The following is a 20,143-nucleotide window of genomic DNA, read 5'->3' on the forward strand; positions in this document are numbered from 1 at the left end:
GGTTCAGCCATAATGCGGGGCTGGTTCAGCAAGAGCATCGTCGACGACAAGACGACGATGCTCACCGAGCCATTCGTGCATGACTATGTGCGCGCCAACATCTGGCATCTGCGCGGCCGCGACGCCGACCTTTTGGTCGACACCGGCATGGGCATCTGTCCGCTGGCTCCGGAGATCGAGACGCCTGACGGAAAGCCGCTGCTGGTCGTCGCCACGCATATCCATCTCGACCATGTCGGCTCGCTGCACGAATTTTCGTGGCGGGCGGGGCCGAGGATGAGTGCGGCACAGTTCGAGAGCATGGATGAGGCGGCGACCTACGCCTACATGTTCCACGATCTCGAAGGTGCCGTTTCGAAATTGCCGGCGCCGGGCTGGAAGTCGGCCGACTACAAGATCCCGCCGGCACCGCTGACACGGACTCTCGATGAGGGCGACGTTGTCGATCTCGGTGACCGGCAATTCCGCGTCCTGCATCTGCCCGGGCATTCGCCGGATTCGATCGCGCTGTTCGACGAGGCCGATGGCCTGTTTTTCAGCGGCGACGCCATCTACGACGACACGCTGATCGACTCGCTGCCGGATTCCGACCGGGCCGCCTATGTCAGCACCATGAAGCGGCTGCTCGAGCTGCCGATCCGCATTGGCCATGGCGGCCACGGACCGAGCTTCGACGGCAAGCGTATGCGTGAGATTGCAACGGCTTACATCAGGCAAGCCGGCGATATCTGAGCTTCACCAGCACTGCCAGCTGGCAGGAAAGGCTGGGAGCCAGCTACATTACCAATCCTCTGCAAAGAATTAAATCTTTGTAATATAACCGAAAAAACCTAATTCGCCCGCATCCGCGTCCTAGATCCCGGTTTCATCGACCTGAACGGCCGCCGCATGAAGCGAGACAGGCAGCCGCGATGGCCGGTACGCCGAATGGGCCGCACCCGTCCCGAGGCCACGGCGCCGAACCCAATGTCTCGCACGGACAACGACCATGTCATCCCTTAACATTCTTCGCAGACATCGCGTCGCCGCATTGCTGGGCGCCGCCCTCTTCATCTCTCCCTTCGTCGTCTCGTTTGCCCAAAGTGCCGGCAATACAGGCGTGAGCAACGTTGGCGCGACGACCCAGACCCCTGTCGCCGGTATCACCGCCCCCAACGGCTCGTTCGCGCCGATCGTGGCGGCCGACAAGCCGGCAGTGGTGACGGTCACCACCATCATGAAGGCACAGCCGGCAAGCGCCGATGACGGCATGCCTCTCGGCAACTCGCCATTCGACCAGTATTTCCGCCAGTTCTTCGGCGACCAGGGCATCCCCGCTCCGCAGACGCCGCCGCAACAGGCGCAACGCGCCGAGGCGCTCGGCTCCGGCTTCATCGTCAATGCCGACGGCACCATCGTCACCAACAATCACGTCGTCGACGGCGCGTCTTCGATCAAGGTGACGCTCGATGACGGCACTGAGCTTCCCGCCAAGCTTGTCGGCCGCGACGCCAAGAACGACCTTGCCGTGCTCAAGATCAAAGCCGACAAGCCCCTGCCGACAGTCAAATGGGGCGATTCCGACAGGTTGATGACCGGTGACCAGGTGCTGGCGATCGGCAATCCGTTCGGCATCGGCACCACGGTCACCGCCGGCATCGTTTCGGCGCGCGGCCGCGACCTGCATAGCGGCCCGTTCGACGATTTCATCCAGATCGACGCGCCGATCAACCATGGCAATTCCGGCGGTCCGCTGGTGGATGTGAACGGCAATGTCGTCGGCATCAACACGGCGATCTATTCGCCCAATGGCGGCAGCGTCGGCGTCGGCTTCGCTATTCCGTCCGACCAGGCGCAAAAGGTCGTCGCCAAGCTGATGAAGGACGGCTCGATCCAGTATGGCTATCTCGGCGTCGAGATTCAGCCGGTGACCCCGGATGTGGCGAGCGCCATCGGGCTCGATCATGCCGGCGGCGCGCTGGTTTCGAAGGTCAATGACAGCTCGCCTGCCGCCAGCGCCGGCGTCGAGACCGGCGACGTCATCACCAGCTTCGCCGGACAGGACGTTAAGGACCCCAAGGATCTGTCGCGGGCCGTCGCCGATGTCGCGCCGGGCGCCAAGGAAACGCTGGATGTCTGGCGCAAGGGTAAGGCCATGCAGATTTCCGTCGATGTCGGGCAAAAACAGCGACGATGTGAAGACGGCATCGACGGACAACTCCGGCGCGCCGAGCGCCGAGCAGGGCTCGCGCGCACCGGCGATCGGCCTCGGCCTGATGGACATCACATCAGACATTCGCCAGCAGATGAACCTCGCCGACAACGAGCATGGCGCGGTGGTTGCGCGCGTCAATCCCGACAAGGCGGCGGCCGCCGCCGGCGTCCAGCCGGGCGATATCATCGCCGCCGTCAACCAGGTTCCGGTGAAGAGCGCCAAGCAGGTCACGCAGGCGATCGCCCAGGCCAGCAAGTCGGGCCGCAAATCGGTGCTGCTGCTGGTTGAACGTGACGGCGGCCAAATCTATGTCGCCGTGCCGTTCGCCAACGGCTGAGACGCTGCGCGGACATGAAATGCGGATGCGGCCGGTCTGTTGCCAAGCGGTGACGGACCGGCCGCTCCGGAAGCGCTTTATTCGCGAGCGGCAATATCGGCGCGAATGAACACCGTCACCGACCGGTCCTGATACAAAATGCGGTAGCCGCGCAGCACCTCCGCGATCCCAGGCGCGTCGTGCAGCGGCGGCATGGTTTGCTGGTTCTTCAGGTTCAGCAGCACCGGCGCGCGCGGTCCTGATGTTCCGTCGTCGACGATGATATCAGGCCGTTTCGAAGCAAGTTCGCCCGCGATCGACGCCGTATATCTTTCCCTGAGGGCGGCCAGATCCTGGCGTCGCGCGGGGTCCTGTTCCATCCCCATCAATATTCCCGCGTCATTGACCATCCAGCCCGATTGCTGCCGTGCCACGAAGCGGGCGCCGGTCATGCGGGCGAGCGGGTTGCTGAACTGCAATTGCGACGCGATCGACATCATGGTCGGATGAGCGACCGCGCGCACGATCGCCGCTGTCGCGGCATCCAGGTCGCGGCGCGACTGGGTGAAGGCCATGCCTTGCTGCAGCGCCGTCAAAAGCACGATCGAAAACAGGCCGAGCGCAGCACCCGCCTTGACCGGCAGCGGCAGGCTTCTGAGCGGTTTCAGCCTGACATATTGCAGCATCAGCGCCAGGACGCCGAGCGTCAGGAAGGGCAATGCCTGATAGGTCCAGCCCTTGCCCATGATGACGAAAGCCGGAACATAGGCGGCCCCCGCCAGCAGCATTGTCCTGGCATCGCGATCGGGCCGGCCGGGAGAGGCCATCGCCAGTGTGGCGACCGCCATGGCCACGAACATCGTGACCTGCCACAGCATCAGCACATCAATCACAGGCATGCGCATCGGCAGATAGACCTGGCGCAGCAAGGGCATGACGTCGGTGAAGAAGGGCTGCATGAAGACGGCCAGCGCAATCAAATAGGCGACGGTGAGCGTGGCGCCGATCACATTCTCCGTCGTCCAAAGCGGATGCAGCGAGCGCCGCTGCAGCGCGATGACCAGGGCCGGCACCGCCAGGGCGAGGACGCTGTAGGGCGGTTTGATCATGACGAAGATACCGGCGCCGACGCCCGCGACGATCCGCTCGGCGACGCTGCCGGCCTTGAAATCGACAGTCCTGTCGCGCGCTGAAAACAGGGCCAGCCACGGCAGCAGGACGATGACGGCTATCTGTTCGCGCTGGCCGAAATCGATCGGAAACAGGAACAGCAGAATAAAGCGGCCGGCACCATCCAGAGATGCCGTTTCAGCGTTTCGTCCGCCCGCGCGGCAATACGGGCTGAAAACCAGACCGATGCTATCGCCAGCGTGGTCACGCCGATGCTCACCCAGAGTTCCGCCGAAAGCCCGGTCAGCCGCTCGAGCAGCACGAAAGGCAGATAGAGCCAGGCGGAAAAGGCCGGATTGACCTCGATGATGTCAACCGAAAGGCGCTCGCCGTCGAGCACACGTTCGCCGATCACCAGCAGCCAGGACACGTCGACATTGCCGGGCATGACAAGCAACGAGACAATGATCGCATAGGCGGCAATCAGCAGCGTCGCGGCCACCGGCCAGCCGAGCCGAACGGCGGCTGCGGCCGTGACGGAACGCAACCCGGCCGGTTGGTCGGAAGCAACGAATGGCGCGTCCATGCCAGCTATCCTCACCACCAAAGCAGCAATCGAGCAGGATATCTAGCAAACAGGCAGTTAAGGGCGTTCTAACTGGCAGTTGAATGCGGCCTGAGCCTCAGAGCTTGCGCAGTGCTACTTCCTCGATCAAGTGGTCGGCGCCCTTGCGCAGGATCAAGTCGGCGCGGGCACGCGTCGGCAGGATGTTCTCGCGCAAATTCTTCAGGTTGATGTTGGTCCACAGGCCTTCGGCAATAGCGCGCGCCGAATCCTCCGACAGCTGCGAATAGCGATGGAAGAAGGAGTCCGGATTGCGGAAGGCTGTTTCGCGCAGCCGCATGAAGCGCGAGATATACCACTCGTGGATCAGCTTCTCGTCGGCATCGATGTAGATGGCGAAATCGAAGAAGTCGGACAGGAAAGGCACAATCTTGCCGTCCTGCGGCAGCTTGCCCGGCTGCAGGACATTGATGCCTTCGAAGATCAGGATATCGGGCCGGTCGATGGTGACGAACTCGCCGGGAATGACGTCATAGGTGAGGTGCGAATAGACCGGGGCGCGGACATCGGGCAGCGCCGACTTGATGCCCGAGAGGAAGCGCAGCAGCGCGCCGACATCGTAGCTGTCGGGAAAGCCCTTGCGTTCCATCAGGTTTTCACGGCGCAGCACCTCATTGGGCAGCAGGAAACCGTCGGTGGTGATGAGATCGACCTTGGGGCTCGACGGCCAGCGCGCCAGAAGTTCCTTCAGCACGCGCGCGGTGGTCGACTTGCCGACCGCGACGGAACCGGCGATGCCGATGATGAACGGCGTCTTGACCACGTCGACGGCATTGAAGAAGGCCTGGCGCTGCCTGAACAGCAATTGGCTCGCCTCGACGTGGGCGGACAGAAGGCGCGACAGCGACAGATAGATGCGCTTGACCTCTTCGAGGTCGACCGGGTCGTTGAGCGAACGCAGGCGGCGGAATTCGTCATCGCTCAGCGTCAGTGGCGTGTCGGCGCGGAATCGCGACCATTGCTCGGCCGAAAAGAAACGAAAGGGGGAATATTTCTCGGTTGGCGCGAGCTGATCCATCGAGATACCTGCCCTCCCTCGCGGTCAGCCCTTGGGCCGTGACGCCTTCTCGGTGATGCCCGAACGCCCGGTGCGGCTTTCGAGCTCCTTGAGCACATCACTCAACGGGACACCCGAGAGGCCGAGAACGACGAGCCAATGATATATAAGATCGGCACTTTCGGAAACGAGGCCCTGCCTGTCGCCCTTGACGGCGGCAATTACCGTCTCGACGGCCTCCTCGCCAAGCTTCTGGGCCGCCTTGTCGATGCCGCGGGCGAACAGTTTCGCTGTCCAGGAGTCGGGATCACCGGAATGGGCGCGCTCATGGACGATTTTTTCCAGATCGGACAGCGAAAATTCAGCCATGGCGCCTGAGAGCCTTTTTCTTAGCCGGACAGCCTCTAGGGCCGAACGCCTGAGGAGTCCAGCCGCATCGGCAGGCCGGCCTCAGCCATATACGCCTTGGCCTGCGCTATGGTGTAGGTGCCGAAATGGAAGATCGAGGCCGCCAGCACGGCGCCGGCATGGCCGTCGCGAATGCCTTCGACCAGATGATCCAGCGTGCCGACGCCGCCCGAAGCGATGACCGGGGCGCGCACCGCATCAGCGATCGCACGCGTCAGCGCGATGTCGTAGCCGGCCTTGGTGCCGTCGCGGTCCATCGAGGTCAACAGGATCTCGCCGGCGCCGCGATCGACCATCTTTCGGGCGAATTCGATCGCATCGATGCCGGTCTTCTCGCGCCCGCCATGGGTGAAAATCTCCCAGCGGTCGGCCTCGCCGGCGCCGGACACCTTCTTGGCGTCGATGGCGACGACGATGCATTGGTTGCCGAACTTGTCGGCCGCCTCGGCGACGAAATCCGGGTTCTTCACCGCCGCGGTGTTGATCGACACCTTATCGGCGCCGGCCAAAAGCAATTTCCTGATATCGGCGACCTGGCGCACGCCGCCGCCGACGGTCAGCGGCATGAAGCATTGTTCGGCGGTGCGGGCAATGACATCGAAGATGGTTTCACGGTTGTCGGACGAGGCCGTGATGTCGAGGAAGCAAAGCTCGTCGGCACCGGCGGCGTCATAGGCCTTGGCCACCTCGACCGGATCGCCTGCATCGATGAGGTCGACGAAGTTGACGCCCTTGACGACACGGCCGTCCTTGACGTCGAGACAGGGGATGACGCGGGCTTTCAGCATCAGCGGCCCTCTATCGTGGCGATGAGATCGTTGAGCAGCTGGCCGACCAGCGGCGGAACGTCGGCCTGGGCGTCGAAGGCCGGATCGTAAGCGGAAACGGTGATGCCGACGATCGGCACCGCAAGCGCCATGGCGCAGGCCGCGTCGCGCAATTGTTCGGGGCTCGGCCCGCCTGACGTGACATAGCGGTTGGCCTGCAACTCCTTGGGGTCGTGCACGTCGAGATCGAGATGCATGTGCACGCTTTTGGCGCCTACGGCTTTCAGCTTTTCGGTTGCCGGTCCCACACCGGGACATTCCGTGCGGATCACCGGCAAGGTCTTGAGAAGCTGTTCCTCGGCCGGATCGAGATCGCGGGCGTTGACGAGCACGCAACGCGACGGATCGATCGGCTTGAAGCCTGGAATGGCCCCTGCCATCGGGCGCCAGCACAGGCCGAGCACGGTCGCCAGCGCCATGCCGTCGAGAAAGCCATATACCGATGTCTCGGGCGTGTTGAGATCGCCATGCTGGTCGGCCCAGATGATCGCATCGGCGCCCTCGCCGGCGACCGCGCCGGCTGATGTCAGGCAGTTTCCGGCCAGCACGATGGGAAACCGTCCCCTGTCGATGGCAATGCGGACCTCGCCTGAGACGGCGTTGCAGACGGCAAAGCCGGTGGCGATCTCGCGCTCCTGATCGTCGCCAACCCTGCCGATGTCCTCGACCGCGACGTCGTGGCCAGCCATGGTCAGGGCGTCGACGAGACCGCCGGCAATCAGCGCATCCGGACCTTGGCCCATGCCGCCGTGATAGTGGCCGCTGTCATAGGAGGCCAGGATGATGGTGATTTTCACGATTTGGCCTCCACCGGCCGGCCTTGCAGGATCGCCAGCGCTTCGGCCGGATCGATGCGGCCGTCATAGAGCGCGCGGCCCGAGATGGCGCCTTCGAGCTTTTGTGCGTCGGGCATAGTCATGCGCACGATGTCGGCGATCGAGGCAAGGCCGCCCGAAGCGATGACCGGGATCGATACGGCGTCGGCGAGGTCGATGGTGGCATCCCAGTTGATGCCGGTCAGCACGCCGTCGCGATCGATGTCGGTGTAGATGATGGCGGCCACACCGGCACCCTCGAATTTCCTCGCCAGTTCGATGACACCGAGGCTCGACGCCTCGGCCCAGCCCTCGACCGCCACCTTGCCGCCCTTGGCATCGATGCCGACAGCCACCTTGCCCGGGAAAGCCTTGCAGGCCTGCCTGACCAGATCAGGATCGCGCACCGCCACCGTGCCGAGGATGACGCGGGCGAGGCCGCGGTCGAGCCAGTCCTCGATCTGTTCCAGCGTGCGGATGCCGCCGCCGAGCTGCACGGGGTTCTTCGTCGCCTTGAGGATCGCGCCGACCGCCGCGCTGTTGACGCTTTGGCCCTTGAAGGCACCGTTGAGGTCGACAACATGCAGCCATTCGAAGCCCTGGTCCTCGAAGGCTTTTGCCTGTGCGGCGGGGTCATCGTTGTAGATGGTCGCGGTCGCCATGTCGCCGTGCTTCAGGCGCACGCATTTGCCGTCCTTGAGGTCGATGGCAGGAAACAGGATCACGATTCAGGCGCCCTCAACGAAAACCGGTGTCCACTTTTCGGGATCATGCTCTAGGGCCTCCAGCGCAGGAAATTGGTGATCAGCGCCAGCCCCAGCGCCTGGCTTTTCTCCGGATGGAACTGCGTACCGACAAGATTGTCGCGGGCGACGGTGGCCGTCACCGGGCCGCCATAGTCGGCCACCGCCACAACCTCGTCCGGCTTCCTCGCGTCGAGGTGGTAGGAATGGACGAAATAGGCGTGCAACCCATCCGGCCCGGTTGGAATGCCGGCAAACAGCGGATGCTGGCGCCGAAGCTCGATCGTGTTCCAGCCGATCTGCGGGATTTTCAGCGCCGGATCGGTGGGCGCGATCTCCTTGACGTCGCCCGATATCCAGCCAAAGCCGTTGGTGACGGTCTTTTCCAAGCCGCGCTCGGACATCAGCTGCATGCCGACGCAGATGCCGAGGAAAGGCCGGCCCTTGGCAATCGCGACATCCTCGACCGCTTCCCACATGCCGTCGACGGCACGCAGGCCGGCCGCGCAGTCGGCATAGGCGCCGACGCCGGGCAGGACGATGCGATCGGCCGTACGCACCCGGTCGGCATCGGCCGTCAGGTCGATCTCAGCCGATATGCCGGCTTCGCGTGCGGCACGCTCGAAGGCCTTGGTGGCCGAGCGCAGATTGCCCGAGCCATAATCGATGATTGCTACCCGCATTTCAGGGTCTTCCAGGGATGTGAGTCAGGCCCAGCGCGATGCCGGGCTGCGCCGGGCGGGCCAGGGCTGCATCGGGGACGATGCGCGGCGCGGGCGGCGCTTCCTCTGCCTGCCCCTCGACCTCGTGGGCATAGCGTATGTCGGCGTCGTCGAGCCGGCCGGCCTGAACCACGCCCCATTCGTGCCAGCCGCGCCGCCGAAGCGCCGCGATGCGCAACCCCTGCCCTTCCAGGCCGACATAGAGCGAAACCAGCAGCGACAGCAGCGAACCGGCCAATCCAAGGCCAAGGTTTTGGCCAAGCATCGAAAGCGCGCCCATGACGACGAAGGCGATCCCGGCTTCGATCCACAGCCGATGCCAGGCGAGCCATAGCGGCGGCACCAGCAGGCCGATCCAGGTGAAGCCGTCGCGGACAAAGGTCGTTGTGTCGACCTTTTCGCTGCGGCCGGGCGGTTCCATCACGACATAGGCGGCCATGGCGTTACCCCTTCAGCGAACCCTTGGTGGAGGGAACCGCGTCGAGCTGGCGCGGGTCTTGCTCCAATGCCGCGCGCAGCGCGCGCGCCACCGCCTTGAAGCAGGTCTCGGCGATGTGGTGGTTGTTGGCGCCATAGTGGTTGGTGACATGCAGCGTGATGCCGGCATTTTGGGCCAGCGCCTGGAAGAATTCCCGTACCAGTTCGGTGTCGAAGGTGCCGATCTTGGGCGACGAGAAGGGAACGTTCCAGACCAGGAACGGCCTGCCGGACACGTCGATCGCGGCGCGTGTCAGCGTCTCGTCCATGGCAAGGTCGATCGAGGCATAGCGCATGATGCCGCGCCGCTCGCCCAGCGCCTTGGTCAGCGCCTGGCCAAGCGCGATGCCAGTGTCCTCGACCGTGTGGTGGTCGTCTATGTGCAGGTCGCCCTTCGCCTTGACCGTCATGTCGATCAGGGAATGACGCGAAAGTTGGTCCAGCATGTGGTCGAAGAAACCGACGCCCGTGGCGATATCGGATTTGCCCGAACCGTCGACATGGACCGACACCGAGATGTCGGTTTCCTTGGTCTTGCGGCTGGCTTCGGCGGAACGGGGCGCCATGACCTTGTCCTTGTCTCAGGGTTCAAAGCTCGAGAGACGAGCTTCAAGCATTCACCGGCTTGAAAACGAAAGCCTTCTAGCAGCATGATCCGGCGATTGCCAGTTGCCATCCCGGCCGCTATCGAGCGGTTTGCAATCATTGGTCCCGTGCATACATATGGCCGATCAAAGTTACTCGTACCGCGCCAATCGCCTCTTTGGGATCGCGCGAATCGGAGCCAGGAATGTCAAATGAACTGACCATGCACGCCACGACCATCGTGACGGTGCGCAAGGGCAACAAGGTGGTGATCGCCGGCGACGGCCAGGTCAGCCTTGGCCAGACCATCATGAAGGGCAATGCCCGCAAAGTCCGCCGCATCGGCAAGGGCGGCAATGTGATCGCCGGTTTCGCCGGCGCCACGGCGGACGCTTTCACGCTGCTGGAACGGCTGGAAGCCAAGCTCGAACAATATCCCGACCAGTTGACCCGCGCCTGCGTCGAGCTCGCCAAGGACTGGCGCACCGACCGCTATCTGCGCCGGCTGGAAGCGATGATGCTGGTTGCCGACAAGTCGATCTCGCTGGCGCTGACCGGCACCGGCGACGTGCTCGAACCCGAATTTGGCGTCATGGCCATCGGTTCCGGCGGCAATTACGCGCTGGCGGCGGCGCGCGCGCTGATGGACACCGACAAGGATGCCGAGGAGATCGCCCGCAAGGCGATGCAGATCGCCTCCGATATCTGCGTCTACACCAACAACAATTTCGTTGTCGAAGCGCTCGATGCCGCCTGAGCCAGTGGTGCTCTATGATTTCCGGCCGGTGACTGAAAAGGACCTGCCGATGATCGCCGGCTGGCTCGCCGAGCCGCATGTGGCCGAATGGTGGGACGATCCGGAGACGGAAATCGCCGAGATTCGCGATCATATCGACTCGATTTCGGTCGAGCCGCTGATCGTCGAACTCGACGGCAAGCCGATCGCCTATCTGCAGAGCTACGACCCGCATCTGGAAGATGACCATCCCTATGCCGACCAGCCGTTCGGCACGCTCGGCATCGATTTGTCGATCGGCCGGCCGGAGCTGGTCGGCATCGGCCACGGTTCGGCAATCGTGCGCCAATTCGTCGAGCAATTGTTCGAGGAAGGTGTGCCGCGCGTCATCATCGATCCCGACCCAGCCAATCTCAGGGCCATCCGCGCCTATGAAAAAGCCGGATTCCGGGTCGTTGATCGCAGGCAATCGGTCTATGGCGACGTTGTGCTGATGGCGATCGATGCCGAAGACGGGGAAGAGGGGCAATAGAGCATGGACGCATCCGGCGAGGACAGAGACCTCTCTGCCTATGAAAACAGCTGGCGGATGGGGCTGCTGATCGTTGCCGGCCTGATCATCGTCCAGGCCGTGACGCTCTATTTGATGGGCCGGACGCCGATCTGCACCTGCGGTTATGTCAAACTCTGGCATGGCGTGGTGAACAGTTCCGAGAATTCCCAGCACATTTCCGACTGGTACACCTTCTCGCACATCATCCACGGCTTCCTGTTCTATGCCTTGGCGAGGTTTCTGTTCCCGCGTTCGCCGATCGGCTTGCGGTTGGCCTTCGCCGTCTTCATCGAGGGCGGCTGGGAATTGCTCGAGAACAGCCCGTTCATTATCGACCGCTACCGGGCCGGAACCATTTCGCTCGATTATTACGGCGACAGCATCATCAATTCGGTGTCCGATACACTGGCCATGGTGCTGGGATTTGTGATGGCGCGAAGGCTACCTATATGGGTGATCGTCAGCCTCGCCATCCTTTTCGAACTGGGTACCGGCTATCTCATCCGGGACAATCTGACACTCAACGTGATCATGCTGCTGCATCCGTTCGAGGCCATCAAGCAGTGGCAAAGTGGAATTTAGTGATATGAGCACATTTTCTCCCCGCGAAATCGTTTCGGAACTCGACCGCTTCATCATCGGCCAGAAGGACGCCAAGCGCGCCGTGGCCATCGCCTTGCGCAACCGCTGGCGCCGCCAGCAGTTGGAAGGCCAGATGCGCGAAGAGGTGATGCCGAAGAACATCCTGATGATCGGGCCGACGGGCGTCGGCAAGACCGAGATCTCGCGCCGCCTGGCGCGTCTGGCCGGTGCGCCTTTCGTCAAGGTCGAGGCGACCAAGTTCACCGAGGTCGGTTATGTCGGTCGCGACGTCGAGCAGATCATCCGCGATCTCGTCGAGATCGCCATCGGCCTGGTGCGCGAAAAGATGCGCGAGGACGTCAAGGCGCGCGCCCACCTCAACGCCGAGGAACGCGTGCTGGAGGCGCTGGTCGGCAAGACGGCGAGCCCGGCCACGCGCGATAGTTTCCGCAAGAAGCTGCGCGATGGCGAGCTCGACGACAAGGAGATCGAGATCGAGGTCGCCGACACCGGCACCGGCGGCATGCCCGGCTTCGAGATCCCCGGCATGCCGGGCGCCAATATCGGCGTGCTCAACATCAACGACATGCTGTCGAAGGCGATGGGTGGCAAGAAGATCAAGTCGCGCAAGACCACCGTCAAGGAGTCCTACGCGCTGCTGGTCAACGACGAGTCCGACAAGTTGCTCGACCAGGACGAGGTGGTGCGCCGGGCGCTGGATGCGACGGAGAATGACGGCATCGTCTTCCTTGACGAGATCGACAAGATCGCGTCGCGCGAAGGCGGCATGGGCGCCGGCGTTTCTCGCGAAGGTGTTCAGCGCGACCTGCTACCGTTGATCGAAGGCACCACGGTGGCGACCAAGTACGGGTCGTTGAAGACAGACCACATCCTGTTCATCGCCTCGGGTGCCTTCCATGTCTCGAAGCCGTCCGACCTGCTGCCGGAATTGCAGGGTCGCCTGCCGATCCGCGTCGAGCTGCGCGCGCTGGAGAAGGACGATTTCGTCCGCATCCTGACCGAGACCGAAGCCAGCCTGATCAAGCAGTATATCGCGCTGATGAAGACCGAAGGCGTCGACCTGACGTTTACAGATGACGCCATCGATTCGCTGGCCGACATCGCCGTCGATCTCAATGCCAGCGTCGAGAATATCGGCGCCAGGCGGCTGCAGACGGTGATGGAGCGGGTGCTCGACGAGATCTCCTACGACGCACCGGACCGCAACGGCACATCAGTCACCATCGATGCCGCCTATGTGGAAAAGCATGTCGGCGACCTCTCCAGAAACACAGATTTGTCGCGATTTATCCTTTAAAGAACGGCGCCGGCTGGTCCGGCGCCGGTTCAGGCAACACGTTCCGGCAGCAGAATCATGTGTGGCCAGATGGTACCATCTGGCCACCTTTCGTCTTGCCGGGTGAAGGGGCGCTCTCGACTCAACCCAGAGCACTACCCTAGTTTGCCCGCAAGGATTAGCAGGCGGCGGCGCATGAAAAAACTCATCCCAATCATTTTCGGGTCAGTCATTCTCGGCTTGACGCTGGCGGCGACGCTGTTCGCGGCTGAAGCAGCGACACTCGTGCCGCCGGGAAACCGCAATGCCGAGCAGCCCGACATTCCGGGCGCCTCGAGCCGGCGCACGCAAGCGACCAACACCACCTTCCAGGCGAAGTACCGCAAGGTCTACGCCTTGCTGCAGAACGACCCTGATCTGCGTGCCAAGATCAAGAAGGCCGCTTCCGCATACGGCATCGATCCGATGCACATTGTCGGCGCCATTGTCGGCGAGCATACCTACAATGTCGACGCCTACGACCGGCTGCAGACCTATTATGTCAAGGCGATCTCCTATCTCTCCAGCAAGCTGTCCTTCGCCTATGACGGCGAGGACATCACCGATTTCGTGCAGCGGCCGGAATTCAAGAAATGCGCCGCAATGTCCGACAGCTATGACCTGTGGGAATGCCGCGAACAGGTGTGGAACCATTCGTTCCGCGGCAAGAATGTTGGCGGCGAGGATTTTCCCGATGACCGCTTCGGCGCCACCTTCTTCCAGCCTTACTATGCCGGCCAGACCTTCGGCCTTGGCCAGCTCAACCCTTTGACGGCGCTGCAGATGAGCGATCTCGTGCACAAGGTGTCGGGCCTGCCGAAGCTCGACGTCAGCGACCCCAATTCGGTCTACAAGACCATCATGGATCCGGACCTGACGCTGCCTTATGTCGCGGCGACGATCAGGAAATCGATCGATGCCTACAAGAGCATTGCCGGCTTCGACATCTCGGGCAATCCGGGGCTGACCGCCACGCTCTACAATGTTGGCAATCCGGAGCAGCGCGCCTATGCGCTGAAGGCAGAGAACGACAAGCGCCGCGCCGCCGGCGAGCCGGAAAAACTGCCGGAGGAGAATTATTACGGCTGGCTGGTCAATGACAAACTGCCGGAGCTCAAGGCGCTGTTTTAGATCGTTTACGGAACCACAGAACCGCTCCATCTACGTTTGCCTGTCGCCGTCTTCGATTTTGGCAAATGCATTCAGGTGCGCTTCGCTGATCTCCGCGCCGTTCGAGCGGTTGAGTCCACGCCCCGGAAGGGTCGCACATACAACTTTAGATCGGACGCCATCGCTCTCTGGGCGAGCACGCTTGGATCGGATTGGGCTGTCGACAGCAGCGAGGACAAATCTCCTTCTGGGTCACCGGCTTTGGCCCTGCGTGCGAGGCGACCGGCTGATCAAATAGTCGTGATCCTCTGTGAACGTCACGGATTGGTCAACGAGGCAACGATAACTGTGCGGGTGCAAGAAAATTAGCTCTTGCTTAATTTAGGAGGACACTATGATTCGCAAGGTTCTGGTTACAGCTTCGCTTGTTGCGCTCGTCAGCATGCCGGCGTTTGCCGCCACCCAGTATTGGGCAGCGAAGGACGCCACGACCAAGAAATGCTCCGTGGTCACCACGAAGCCGGACGGCAAGAAGGTGACCGATGCGGGCACCAAGGTCTACGATTCCCAAGCCAATGCCGAAAAGGCATTGAAGCTGTTGAAGGACTGTAAGTAGTCGGCGTCTGCCAAAAGCAGCCCGCTCGGCTTTCGGTCGAGCGGGACTTGCCTGTGGCATCCCCGAAAGTCAGGATTGCTCTCCGATCTGTCAAACTCGCTGTGGTGGTCCGGAATGGTCGCAAGAACGACGGCCCGCAACAAACTCGCCGCCAACTATCTCGCCTTCATCAAGCTTGCATCCAGCCGGCTATGGCTGCGCGCTTATGAGTCGACGCCTTAGCACGGCTCAAGCCGCCAGTAGCGATTTCAGCTTCACGGCCTGTGATCCCAGCGCCTCCGGCGCGGGCTTGGCCCGCTTGCCGATCAGCATTTCGGCCAGGCGGATATCGCGAGCGACCGCATTGCCTGGACCGATGCCGCTGGCCGCCACCAGCCTGCCGTCCTCAGCCAGATGGAAGAGGATGAAGGCGCCGTCACCGAGATCGCGGCGCACGGTGCTGCGGCCTTCGTCCGAGAGTCCGGCGATCTGCAGCGACAGGCCATACTGATCCGACCAGAACCACGGCACCGCCGCATGCGCCTCGCCGGTATCAAGCATGTTCCTGGCCGCCAATGCGCCCTGTTCCTGCGCATTGCGCCAGGCTTCGAGCCGCACGCGGCGGCCGCCATAGACGGCAAGCGGAAACGAACAGCAGTCGCCGGCGGCAAAGATGTCGGGATCGCTGCTGCGCAGCTCGGCATCGACAGCGATGCCATTGTCGATGGTCAGGCCGGCTTCGGCCGCCAGCCCGGTCACCGGCACGGCGCCGATGCCGATAATGGCGAGATCGGCTGATATTTCGCGTCCGCCGGCAAGCGCCATGCGCACTTGCCTGCCGTCGTCGGTTATGGACGCGATGCCCTCGCCGCACACTATGTCGACGCCTTCGGCGACATGCGCCTGATGGATGATTTCGGCGATCTCGGCCGGGACGCCGCGCATTAGGATGCGCGGCTGTGCCTCGATGACGGTGACGGCAGCGCCGAGCTTGCGGGCCGCGGCGGCGAGTTCGAGGCCGATGAAGCCGCCGCCGATGACGGCAATGCGGTTGCCGGTGCTGAGATGGGCGCGGATGGCCAGCGCATCGGCAAAGGTTCTGAGATAGACGCAGCGCGCGCCAAGGCCAGGCATCGGCAGCTTGCGCGGGGTCGAGCCGGTGGCCAGCAGGAGCTTGTTGTAGCCAAGCACCGAACCGTCCGACAGGCGCACCGTATGCGCCGCGCGATCGATCGCCACGGCCTGGACGGAATGGATATGCCGGATCGATTTCTCGGCCAGGATCGCGTCGCTGGCGATCGCCTTGATTGCCGGCGCGTCGCTGGCCATCGCCTCCTTGGACAAAGGCGGCCGTTCGTAGGGCAGATGCGGCTCGTCGCCGACCAGCGTCACCGGCCCGTCATAGCCGAGATCGCGCAGCGCAAGTGCCGCCCGCCCGCCGCACTCTCCGGCTCCGATGATGACCATTCCCCGCGCCATATCCATCACCCGATCTGAACGAGGACTTTGCCGGCATCGACCTTGACCGGATAGGTTTTCAGGTTGACGCAGACCGGCGCGCCGCGGGCGTCACCCGTCTTGTAGTTGAAGCGGCCATTGTGCTTGGGGCATTCGATGATGTCGTCCATCACCAGGCCGTCAGCGAGATGCACCTTCTCATGCGTGCAGAGCCCGTCGGTGGCGAAGTATTCGTCATCGGGGCTGCGATAGATGGCGAAGGTGCGCCCGCCATGGTCGAAGCGCATCACATCCTCTTCGTCGATATCGCCGGCGGCACAGGCCTCAACCCAGTCGCTCATTCAGTCCTCCCCAAAAGCAATTCCAGGAAAAGTGCGTAGCGGTTTTCCCGGGAAAAGCGCGTAGCGCTTTCCCCAGGGAATTGCGCCAAAACAAAGAGTCTAGATCGGATCGCCAAGATCATTCCGCCGCGGCGGCGACGGCGTCGTTGTGGAATTCCTCGCGGTATGGCCTGGCGGTCGGCGGCAGTTCGCGCTTGAGGAAGTAATCCTCGTTGCGCAGCTGGCGCAGGAAGACCGGGATCATCTCGCGGTAGCCGGCCAGGATCGATCGCGTCGGCGCCGGCAAATCGTGCTTGATCAGTTCGTGCAGCTTGGGCAGTGCATGGTAGGGCACCATCGGGAACATGTGATGCTCGACATGATAGTTCATGTTCCAGTAGATGAAGCGGCTGATCGGGTTCATGTAGACGGTGCGGCTGTTCAGCCGATGGTCGATGACATTGTCGGCCAGGCCGCCATGCTGCAGCAGGCCGACCATGACGTGATGCCAGGCGCCATAGAGCCGGGGCAGGCCGACCAGCATGAGCGGCAGGAACGAACCGGTGTAGAGCGCCAGAGCGATGGTTGTGGCGTAGATCGCGGTCCAGATGCGGGCAATGCGGATCGCTTTCTTCTGTTCCTGCTCGGGAATGAAGGTCTTTTCGGCCGCGCTGATGTTGCCGGCGGCGTTGCGCAGCATGTCCGACATCGCATGCCAGGCATCGAGCACGCCGACAAAACCGAGGATGGCGCGCACCAGGTCCGGCGGCCGCATGACCGAAATTTCCGGGTCGCGGCCGACGATGATGGTGTCGGTGTGATGGCGCGTGTGGCTCCAGCGCCAGGTCACCGGATTGCGCATGATCATGAAGCAGGCGATCTGATAGACCGCATCATTCATCCACTGCGTCCGGAACGCCGTGCCGTGGCCGCATTCGTGCCAGCGTGAATCGGTGGATGAGCCGTAGAGGACGCCATAGACGAAGAAGAACGGCGCGCACCACCAGCTGCCCCACAACAAGGCGCCGCCGGCGCCGCTGACGACCAGCGCAGCGAGCCAGATCGCGGTATCGCGGATCGCTGGCCCGTCGGAGCGCTGCATCAGCTCCTTCATCTGCTTGCGGGGAATGTCGGTGTGATACCACTCGGCCGCCGACAGGCCGTTCTCGACGGCGAGCTTGGCGTCGCGACCGATCAGACTGTAGTCACGCCGGGACGGCGCAGTGGTCATGGTTGCCTCCCTCGGCAAGGGCATCAGCCAGAGCGAATGCCCGCTAGCCCTTCACCTTGAGGCTGAAAAATAGCGCGAGCGAATGATAGACTCAACATCACAAAGATAGTTTCTATCATTTCCTATCAGAATGATGTAGGAAGGCTCGACCACTGCATTGAGGCGAGCATGGCGAAACGGCCGACCATATCAGATCTGGCGCGCATCTCCGGCGTCAGTGTTGCCACGGTGGACCGCGTTCTCAACAGCCGCCTGCCGGTCCGCGAGGACACGGCGCGCCGCGTCTACGAGGCAGCGACCGAGATCGGCTACCACGCAGCCGGCCTGATCAAGCAGCGGATGCGCCATGAATTGCCCGAGTACCGGCTCGGCTTCCTGCTGCTGAGGGGCAATTATGTCTTCTACAGCGAGTTCGCGCGCGAGCTTGAACTGGCCATGTCGCGATCGCCGCGTTTTCGCGGCGTCGCCATCATCGACTTTGCCGACTCGCTGGCGCCCGACGAGATCGTCGAGCGCGCGCGCAAACTGGCGACCAAGTGCCGGGCCGTGGCACTGGTCGGGCCGGATCACCCGACACTGACGGTCGCGGTCGAGGAGATGAAGGCAAAGGGATTGCCGGTGTTTTCCCTGCTGTCCGATTTCGCGGCCGGCATTCGCGAGGGCTATGTCGGCCTCGACAACCGCAAGGTCGGCCGCACCGCGGCCTGGATGATTTCGAAGGCAGCAAAGCGGCCGGGCAAGGTCGCGCTTTTTGTCGGCAGCCACCGCTTCCACGGGCATGAGCTGCGCGAGATCGGCTTCCGCTCCTTCTTCCGCGAACAGGCGCCGGACTTCACCTTGCTCGAAACGCTGGTCAATCTGGAAGCCAACCAGATCACGCAGGACACGCTGCTCGAGCTTCTCGGCCGCCACCCGGATCTGGTCGGCTGTTACGTCGCCGGCGGCGGCATGGAAGGCGCGGTCGCGGCACTGAGGCAAGCCAGGCCGGCCGAAATGCCGGCGGTCATCTGCAACGAGATCACGGCGGTCTCGCGTTCGGCGCTGGCGGACGGCATCCTGACGATGGTGATCTCCACGCCGCTGCCGGCACTTTGCCGCGAGCTCATGGACCTGATGGCACATGCCATCGAGACGGGTGCCGCGAACGCGCCGGGACAGACCTTTCTGCCGTTCGAAATCTACCTGCCCGAGAATATCTAACGCTGCTTTGCACCTTCAGGCGCATTGCGCCCGCAACCGAACCGCCACGCGCATCAAATTGACGCAGAATGTGGTGGTCCATATACATGCCTGATGAGTGCGGACAGGTTTGGGTACATCGCGTTTGGCAAGGATGAGCTCTATGCGCGCGGGGCGCTGTTCAGCGCCCTTCGACTGTTGCACTACGCGCCCGGAGCCAGAATTTCGGTCCTGACCGACCGGCCAAACGTTTTCAACGGCTATCCAATCGAAGCGATCGAGCTTACCGCCAAAGAAATGACCGAGATGTCTTTTGGCGATCGGTACCTGTTCGGCATCAAGGCTGCCGGCATCATCGCGCTGCTGCGGGGTTGCGATCGCCTGTTTTTCATGGATACCGACATTTACCCTGTCGGCAACATATCGAGATGCTTCGGCAAAATCTCTCCCTCGCACTCGATCATGAGAAAATGCGAAGGGACACCAAAGGCAGCCGCCTATCGGGTAATCGCGGATAAAGGATTCTTGCTTGGGGATCAGCGGCTGTCCGGGCGCGAGCCGATGTGGAATAGCGGCGTCTTGGGCGTCCACAGTTCCAATCTTCCAGCGCTGACCGACGCTTACCAGGCCATCGAGCAAATGATTGGCGTCGTTAGAGCGCACACGGCCGAACAGTTCTGCATTGGCGTGGCGCTATCCCAACGCGGCCGCTCCATAAGCGGACATTGGCTACCCCTTCGAAACTACAACACCAGGGGTCGAAAGCTATTTGCCAGGCAGCGCATCGAAGCCTTTTTCGAGCGCGTCAGCCATCTAGGCGCGGATGAGCAGATAGAGTTGGCGGCAAAGTACAGGGTTTGGCGGGCTCCGCTGGACCTGTTGATGCAGCGGGATATCTGGCATTTCTAGGCCGGGCTCTCAGGCCCATCGCTGACATTCCCAGACTTGCCGCGGCTTGGGGTCAGCCCTCGCACAACGCACGTTCGCCCATCCGCTTCGACGCCACTTCCCCGCATCGGCCAAAATCGCGCATCCGGTTTTGGAATCGCCCTTGACGCCTCGTGGCGAAATGGAATAAATATTTCACTAGCTGTACATTTTGGTTCTTTCGTTCCGGAACGTCTGTTTCAAACAAAGGAGTTGGCGTTCCAGCCGAAGCAGGGAATGCGGAACGAAACGATATCAGGGAGAGATTCCCCGGGGAGATCGGGGATTCCGGATAGA

Annotated in this window: 22 protein-coding genes and 2 pseudogenes; 11 read left to right on the forward strand and 13 right to left on the reverse strand. The window is 62.5% G+C overall.

The window, feature by feature from the left end; all coding sequences use genetic code 11:
• The first annotated feature begins 12 nt into the window (after positions 1-12).
• Positions 13-732, forward strand: a complete 720-nt coding sequence (locus DBIPINDM_RS15070; RefSeq protein ID WP_258587993.1) for an MBL fold metallo-hydrolase — start codon at positions 13-15, stop codon at positions 730-732.
• Between the two features lie 256 nt (positions 733-988).
• Positions 989-2,531: pseudogene (locus DBIPINDM_RS15075) on the forward strand (DegQ family serine endoprotease).
• A 77-nt stretch (positions 2,532-2,608) separates the two neighbouring features.
• Here the strand turns inward: DBIPINDM_RS15075 and DBIPINDM_RS15080 are convergent.
• From DBIPINDM_RS15080 to hisB, 10 genes are all read right to left on the reverse strand, one after another.
• Positions 2,609-3,619, reverse strand: a complete 1,011-nt coding sequence (locus DBIPINDM_RS15080; RefSeq protein ID WP_258587994.1) for a hypothetical protein — start codon at positions 3,617-3,619, stop codon at positions 2,609-2,611.
• Positions 3,620-3,738: 119 nt separating this feature from the next.
• Positions 3,739-4,206, reverse strand: coding sequence for a hypothetical protein (locus tag DBIPINDM_RS15085; protein WP_258587995.1), 468 nt, complete (start codon positions 4,204-4,206; stop codon positions 3,739-3,741).
• 97 nt (positions 4,207-4,303) lie between these two features.
• Positions 4,304-5,263 carry a type I pantothenate kinase gene (coaA, locus tag DBIPINDM_RS15090; protein ID WP_258587996.1) on the reverse strand — a complete coding sequence of 320 codons (960 nt, stop codon included), beginning with the start codon at positions 5,261-5,263 and terminating at the stop codon, positions 4,304-4,306.
• A 24-nt stretch (positions 5,264-5,287) separates the two neighbouring features.
• Positions 5,288-5,611, reverse strand: a complete 324-nt coding sequence (locus tag DBIPINDM_RS15095; protein WP_258587997.1) for a phosphoribosyl-ATP diphosphatase — start codon at positions 5,609-5,611, stop codon at positions 5,288-5,290.
• Between the two features lie 35 nt (positions 5,612-5,646).
• Positions 5,647-6,441, reverse strand: a complete 795-nt coding sequence (hisF, locus tag DBIPINDM_RS15100; RefSeq protein WP_258589273.1) for an imidazole glycerol phosphate synthase subunit HisF — start codon at positions 6,439-6,441, stop codon at positions 5,647-5,649.
• Positions 6,438-7,274 (reverse strand): arginase family protein, encoded by an 837-nt coding sequence (locus DBIPINDM_RS15105; RefSeq protein ID WP_258587998.1) that lies wholly within the window; start codon positions 7,272-7,274, stop codon positions 6,438-6,440. The genes hisF and DBIPINDM_RS15105 overlap by 4 nt, the downstream gene beginning before the upstream one ends.
• The gene (hisA, locus tag DBIPINDM_RS15110) at positions 7,271-8,017 is read right to left on the reverse strand and encodes a 1-(5-phosphoribosyl)-5-[(5-phosphoribosylamino)methylideneamino]imidazole-4-carboxamide isomerase (protein WP_258587999.1); all 747 of its coding nucleotides are present in this window, start codon (positions 8,015-8,017) and stop codon (positions 7,271-7,273) included. Before hisA ends, DBIPINDM_RS15105 begins: the two co-directional genes overlap by 4 nt.
• A 50-nt stretch (positions 8,018-8,067) precedes the next feature.
• Positions 8,068-8,718 carry an imidazole glycerol phosphate synthase subunit HisH gene (hisH, locus tag DBIPINDM_RS15115; RefSeq protein WP_258588000.1) on the reverse strand — a complete coding sequence of 217 codons (651 nt, stop codon included), beginning with the start codon at positions 8,716-8,718 and terminating at the stop codon, positions 8,068-8,070.
• A gap of 1 nt (position 8,719) precedes the next feature.
• Positions 8,720-9,196, reverse strand: coding sequence for a DUF2628 domain-containing protein (locus DBIPINDM_RS15120; protein ID WP_258588001.1), 477 nt, complete (start codon positions 9,194-9,196; stop codon positions 8,720-8,722).
• Positions 9,197-9,200: 4 nt separating this feature from the next.
• Positions 9,201-9,800, reverse strand: coding sequence for an imidazoleglycerol-phosphate dehydratase HisB (hisB, locus tag DBIPINDM_RS15125; RefSeq protein ID WP_258588002.1), 600 nt, complete (start codon positions 9,798-9,800; stop codon positions 9,201-9,203).
• 224 nt (positions 9,801-10,024) lie between these two features.
• Here hisB and hslV point away from each other — a divergent pair, with 224 nt between their 5' ends.
• The 7 genes and pseudogenes from hslV to DBIPINDM_RS15160 form a co-directional block, all read left to right on the forward strand.
• Entirely contained in the window at positions 10,025-10,576 is a 552-nt protein-coding gene (gene hslV, locus DBIPINDM_RS15130) for an ATP-dependent protease subunit HslV (RefSeq protein ID WP_258588003.1), read from the forward strand.
• Entirely contained in the window at positions 10,566-11,087 is a 522-nt protein-coding gene (locus DBIPINDM_RS15135; protein WP_258588004.1) for a GNAT family N-acetyltransferase, read from the forward strand. Before hslV ends, DBIPINDM_RS15135 begins: the two co-directional genes overlap by 11 nt.
• A gap of 3 nt (positions 11,088-11,090) precedes the next feature.
• Positions 11,091-11,690: a DUF2585 domain-containing protein gene (locus tag DBIPINDM_RS15140; protein ID WP_258588005.1), complete on the forward strand. Its 600-nt coding sequence runs from the start codon at positions 11,091-11,093 to the stop codon at positions 11,688-11,690.
• Positions 11,691-11,694: 4 nt separating this feature from the next.
• Positions 11,695-13,008, forward strand: a complete 1,314-nt coding sequence (gene hslU, locus DBIPINDM_RS15145) for an ATP-dependent protease ATPase subunit HslU (RefSeq protein ID WP_258588006.1) — start codon at positions 11,695-11,697, stop codon at positions 13,006-13,008.
• A gap of 174 nt (positions 13,009-13,182) precedes the next feature.
• Positions 13,183-14,157, forward strand: a complete 975-nt coding sequence (locus DBIPINDM_RS15150) for a DUF1402 family protein (RefSeq protein ID WP_258588007.1) — start codon at positions 13,183-13,185, stop codon at positions 14,155-14,157.
• 373 nt (positions 14,158-14,530) lie between these two features.
• Positions 14,531-14,752, forward strand: coding sequence for a hypothetical protein (locus DBIPINDM_RS15155; protein WP_258588008.1), 222 nt, complete (start codon positions 14,531-14,533; stop codon positions 14,750-14,752).
• A gap of 129 nt (positions 14,753-14,881) precedes the next feature.
• Positions 14,882-14,974, forward strand: a pseudogene (locus tag DBIPINDM_RS15160) (IS5/IS1182 family transposase); the annotation flags it as partial.
• A gap of 6 nt (positions 14,975-14,980) precedes the next feature.
• Here DBIPINDM_RS15160 and DBIPINDM_RS15165 read toward each other — a convergent pair.
• The 3 genes from DBIPINDM_RS15165 to DBIPINDM_RS15175 form a co-directional block, all read right to left on the reverse strand.
• Positions 14,981-16,216, reverse strand: coding sequence for an NAD(P)/FAD-dependent oxidoreductase (locus tag DBIPINDM_RS15165; protein WP_258588009.1), 1,236 nt, complete (start codon positions 16,214-16,216; stop codon positions 14,981-14,983).
• Complete coding sequence (locus tag DBIPINDM_RS15170) at positions 16,216-16,530, reverse strand: MocE family 2Fe-2S type ferredoxin (RefSeq protein ID WP_258588010.1); 315 nt, start codon at positions 16,528-16,530, stop codon at positions 16,216-16,218. The genes DBIPINDM_RS15165 and DBIPINDM_RS15170 overlap by 1 nt, the downstream gene beginning before the upstream one ends.
• A gap of 118 nt (positions 16,531-16,648) precedes the next feature.
• A complete protein-coding gene (locus DBIPINDM_RS15175; protein WP_258588011.1) occupies positions 16,649-17,740 on the reverse strand; it encodes a fatty acid desaturase family protein in 1,092 nt (363 codons plus the stop codon).
• A gap of 168 nt (positions 17,741-17,908) precedes the next feature.
• Between DBIPINDM_RS15175 and DBIPINDM_RS15180 the strand changes: the two genes are divergently transcribed.
• On the forward strand, positions 17,909-18,940 hold the full coding sequence (locus tag DBIPINDM_RS15180) for a LacI family DNA-binding transcriptional regulator (RefSeq protein ID WP_258588012.1): 1,032 nt from the start codon (positions 17,909-17,911) through the stop codon (positions 18,938-18,940).
• A gap of 93 nt (positions 18,941-19,033) precedes the next feature.
• Positions 19,034-19,828: a hypothetical protein gene (locus tag DBIPINDM_RS15185; RefSeq protein WP_258588013.1), complete on the forward strand. Its 795-nt coding sequence runs from the start codon at positions 19,034-19,036 to the stop codon at positions 19,826-19,828.
• Positions 19,829-20,143: the final 315 nt, after the last annotated feature.

It is taken from the genome of Mesorhizobium sp. AR02, from assembly GCF_024746835.1.
Lineage (GTDB): Bacteria > Pseudomonadota > Alphaproteobacteria > Rhizobiales > Rhizobiaceae > Mesorhizobium.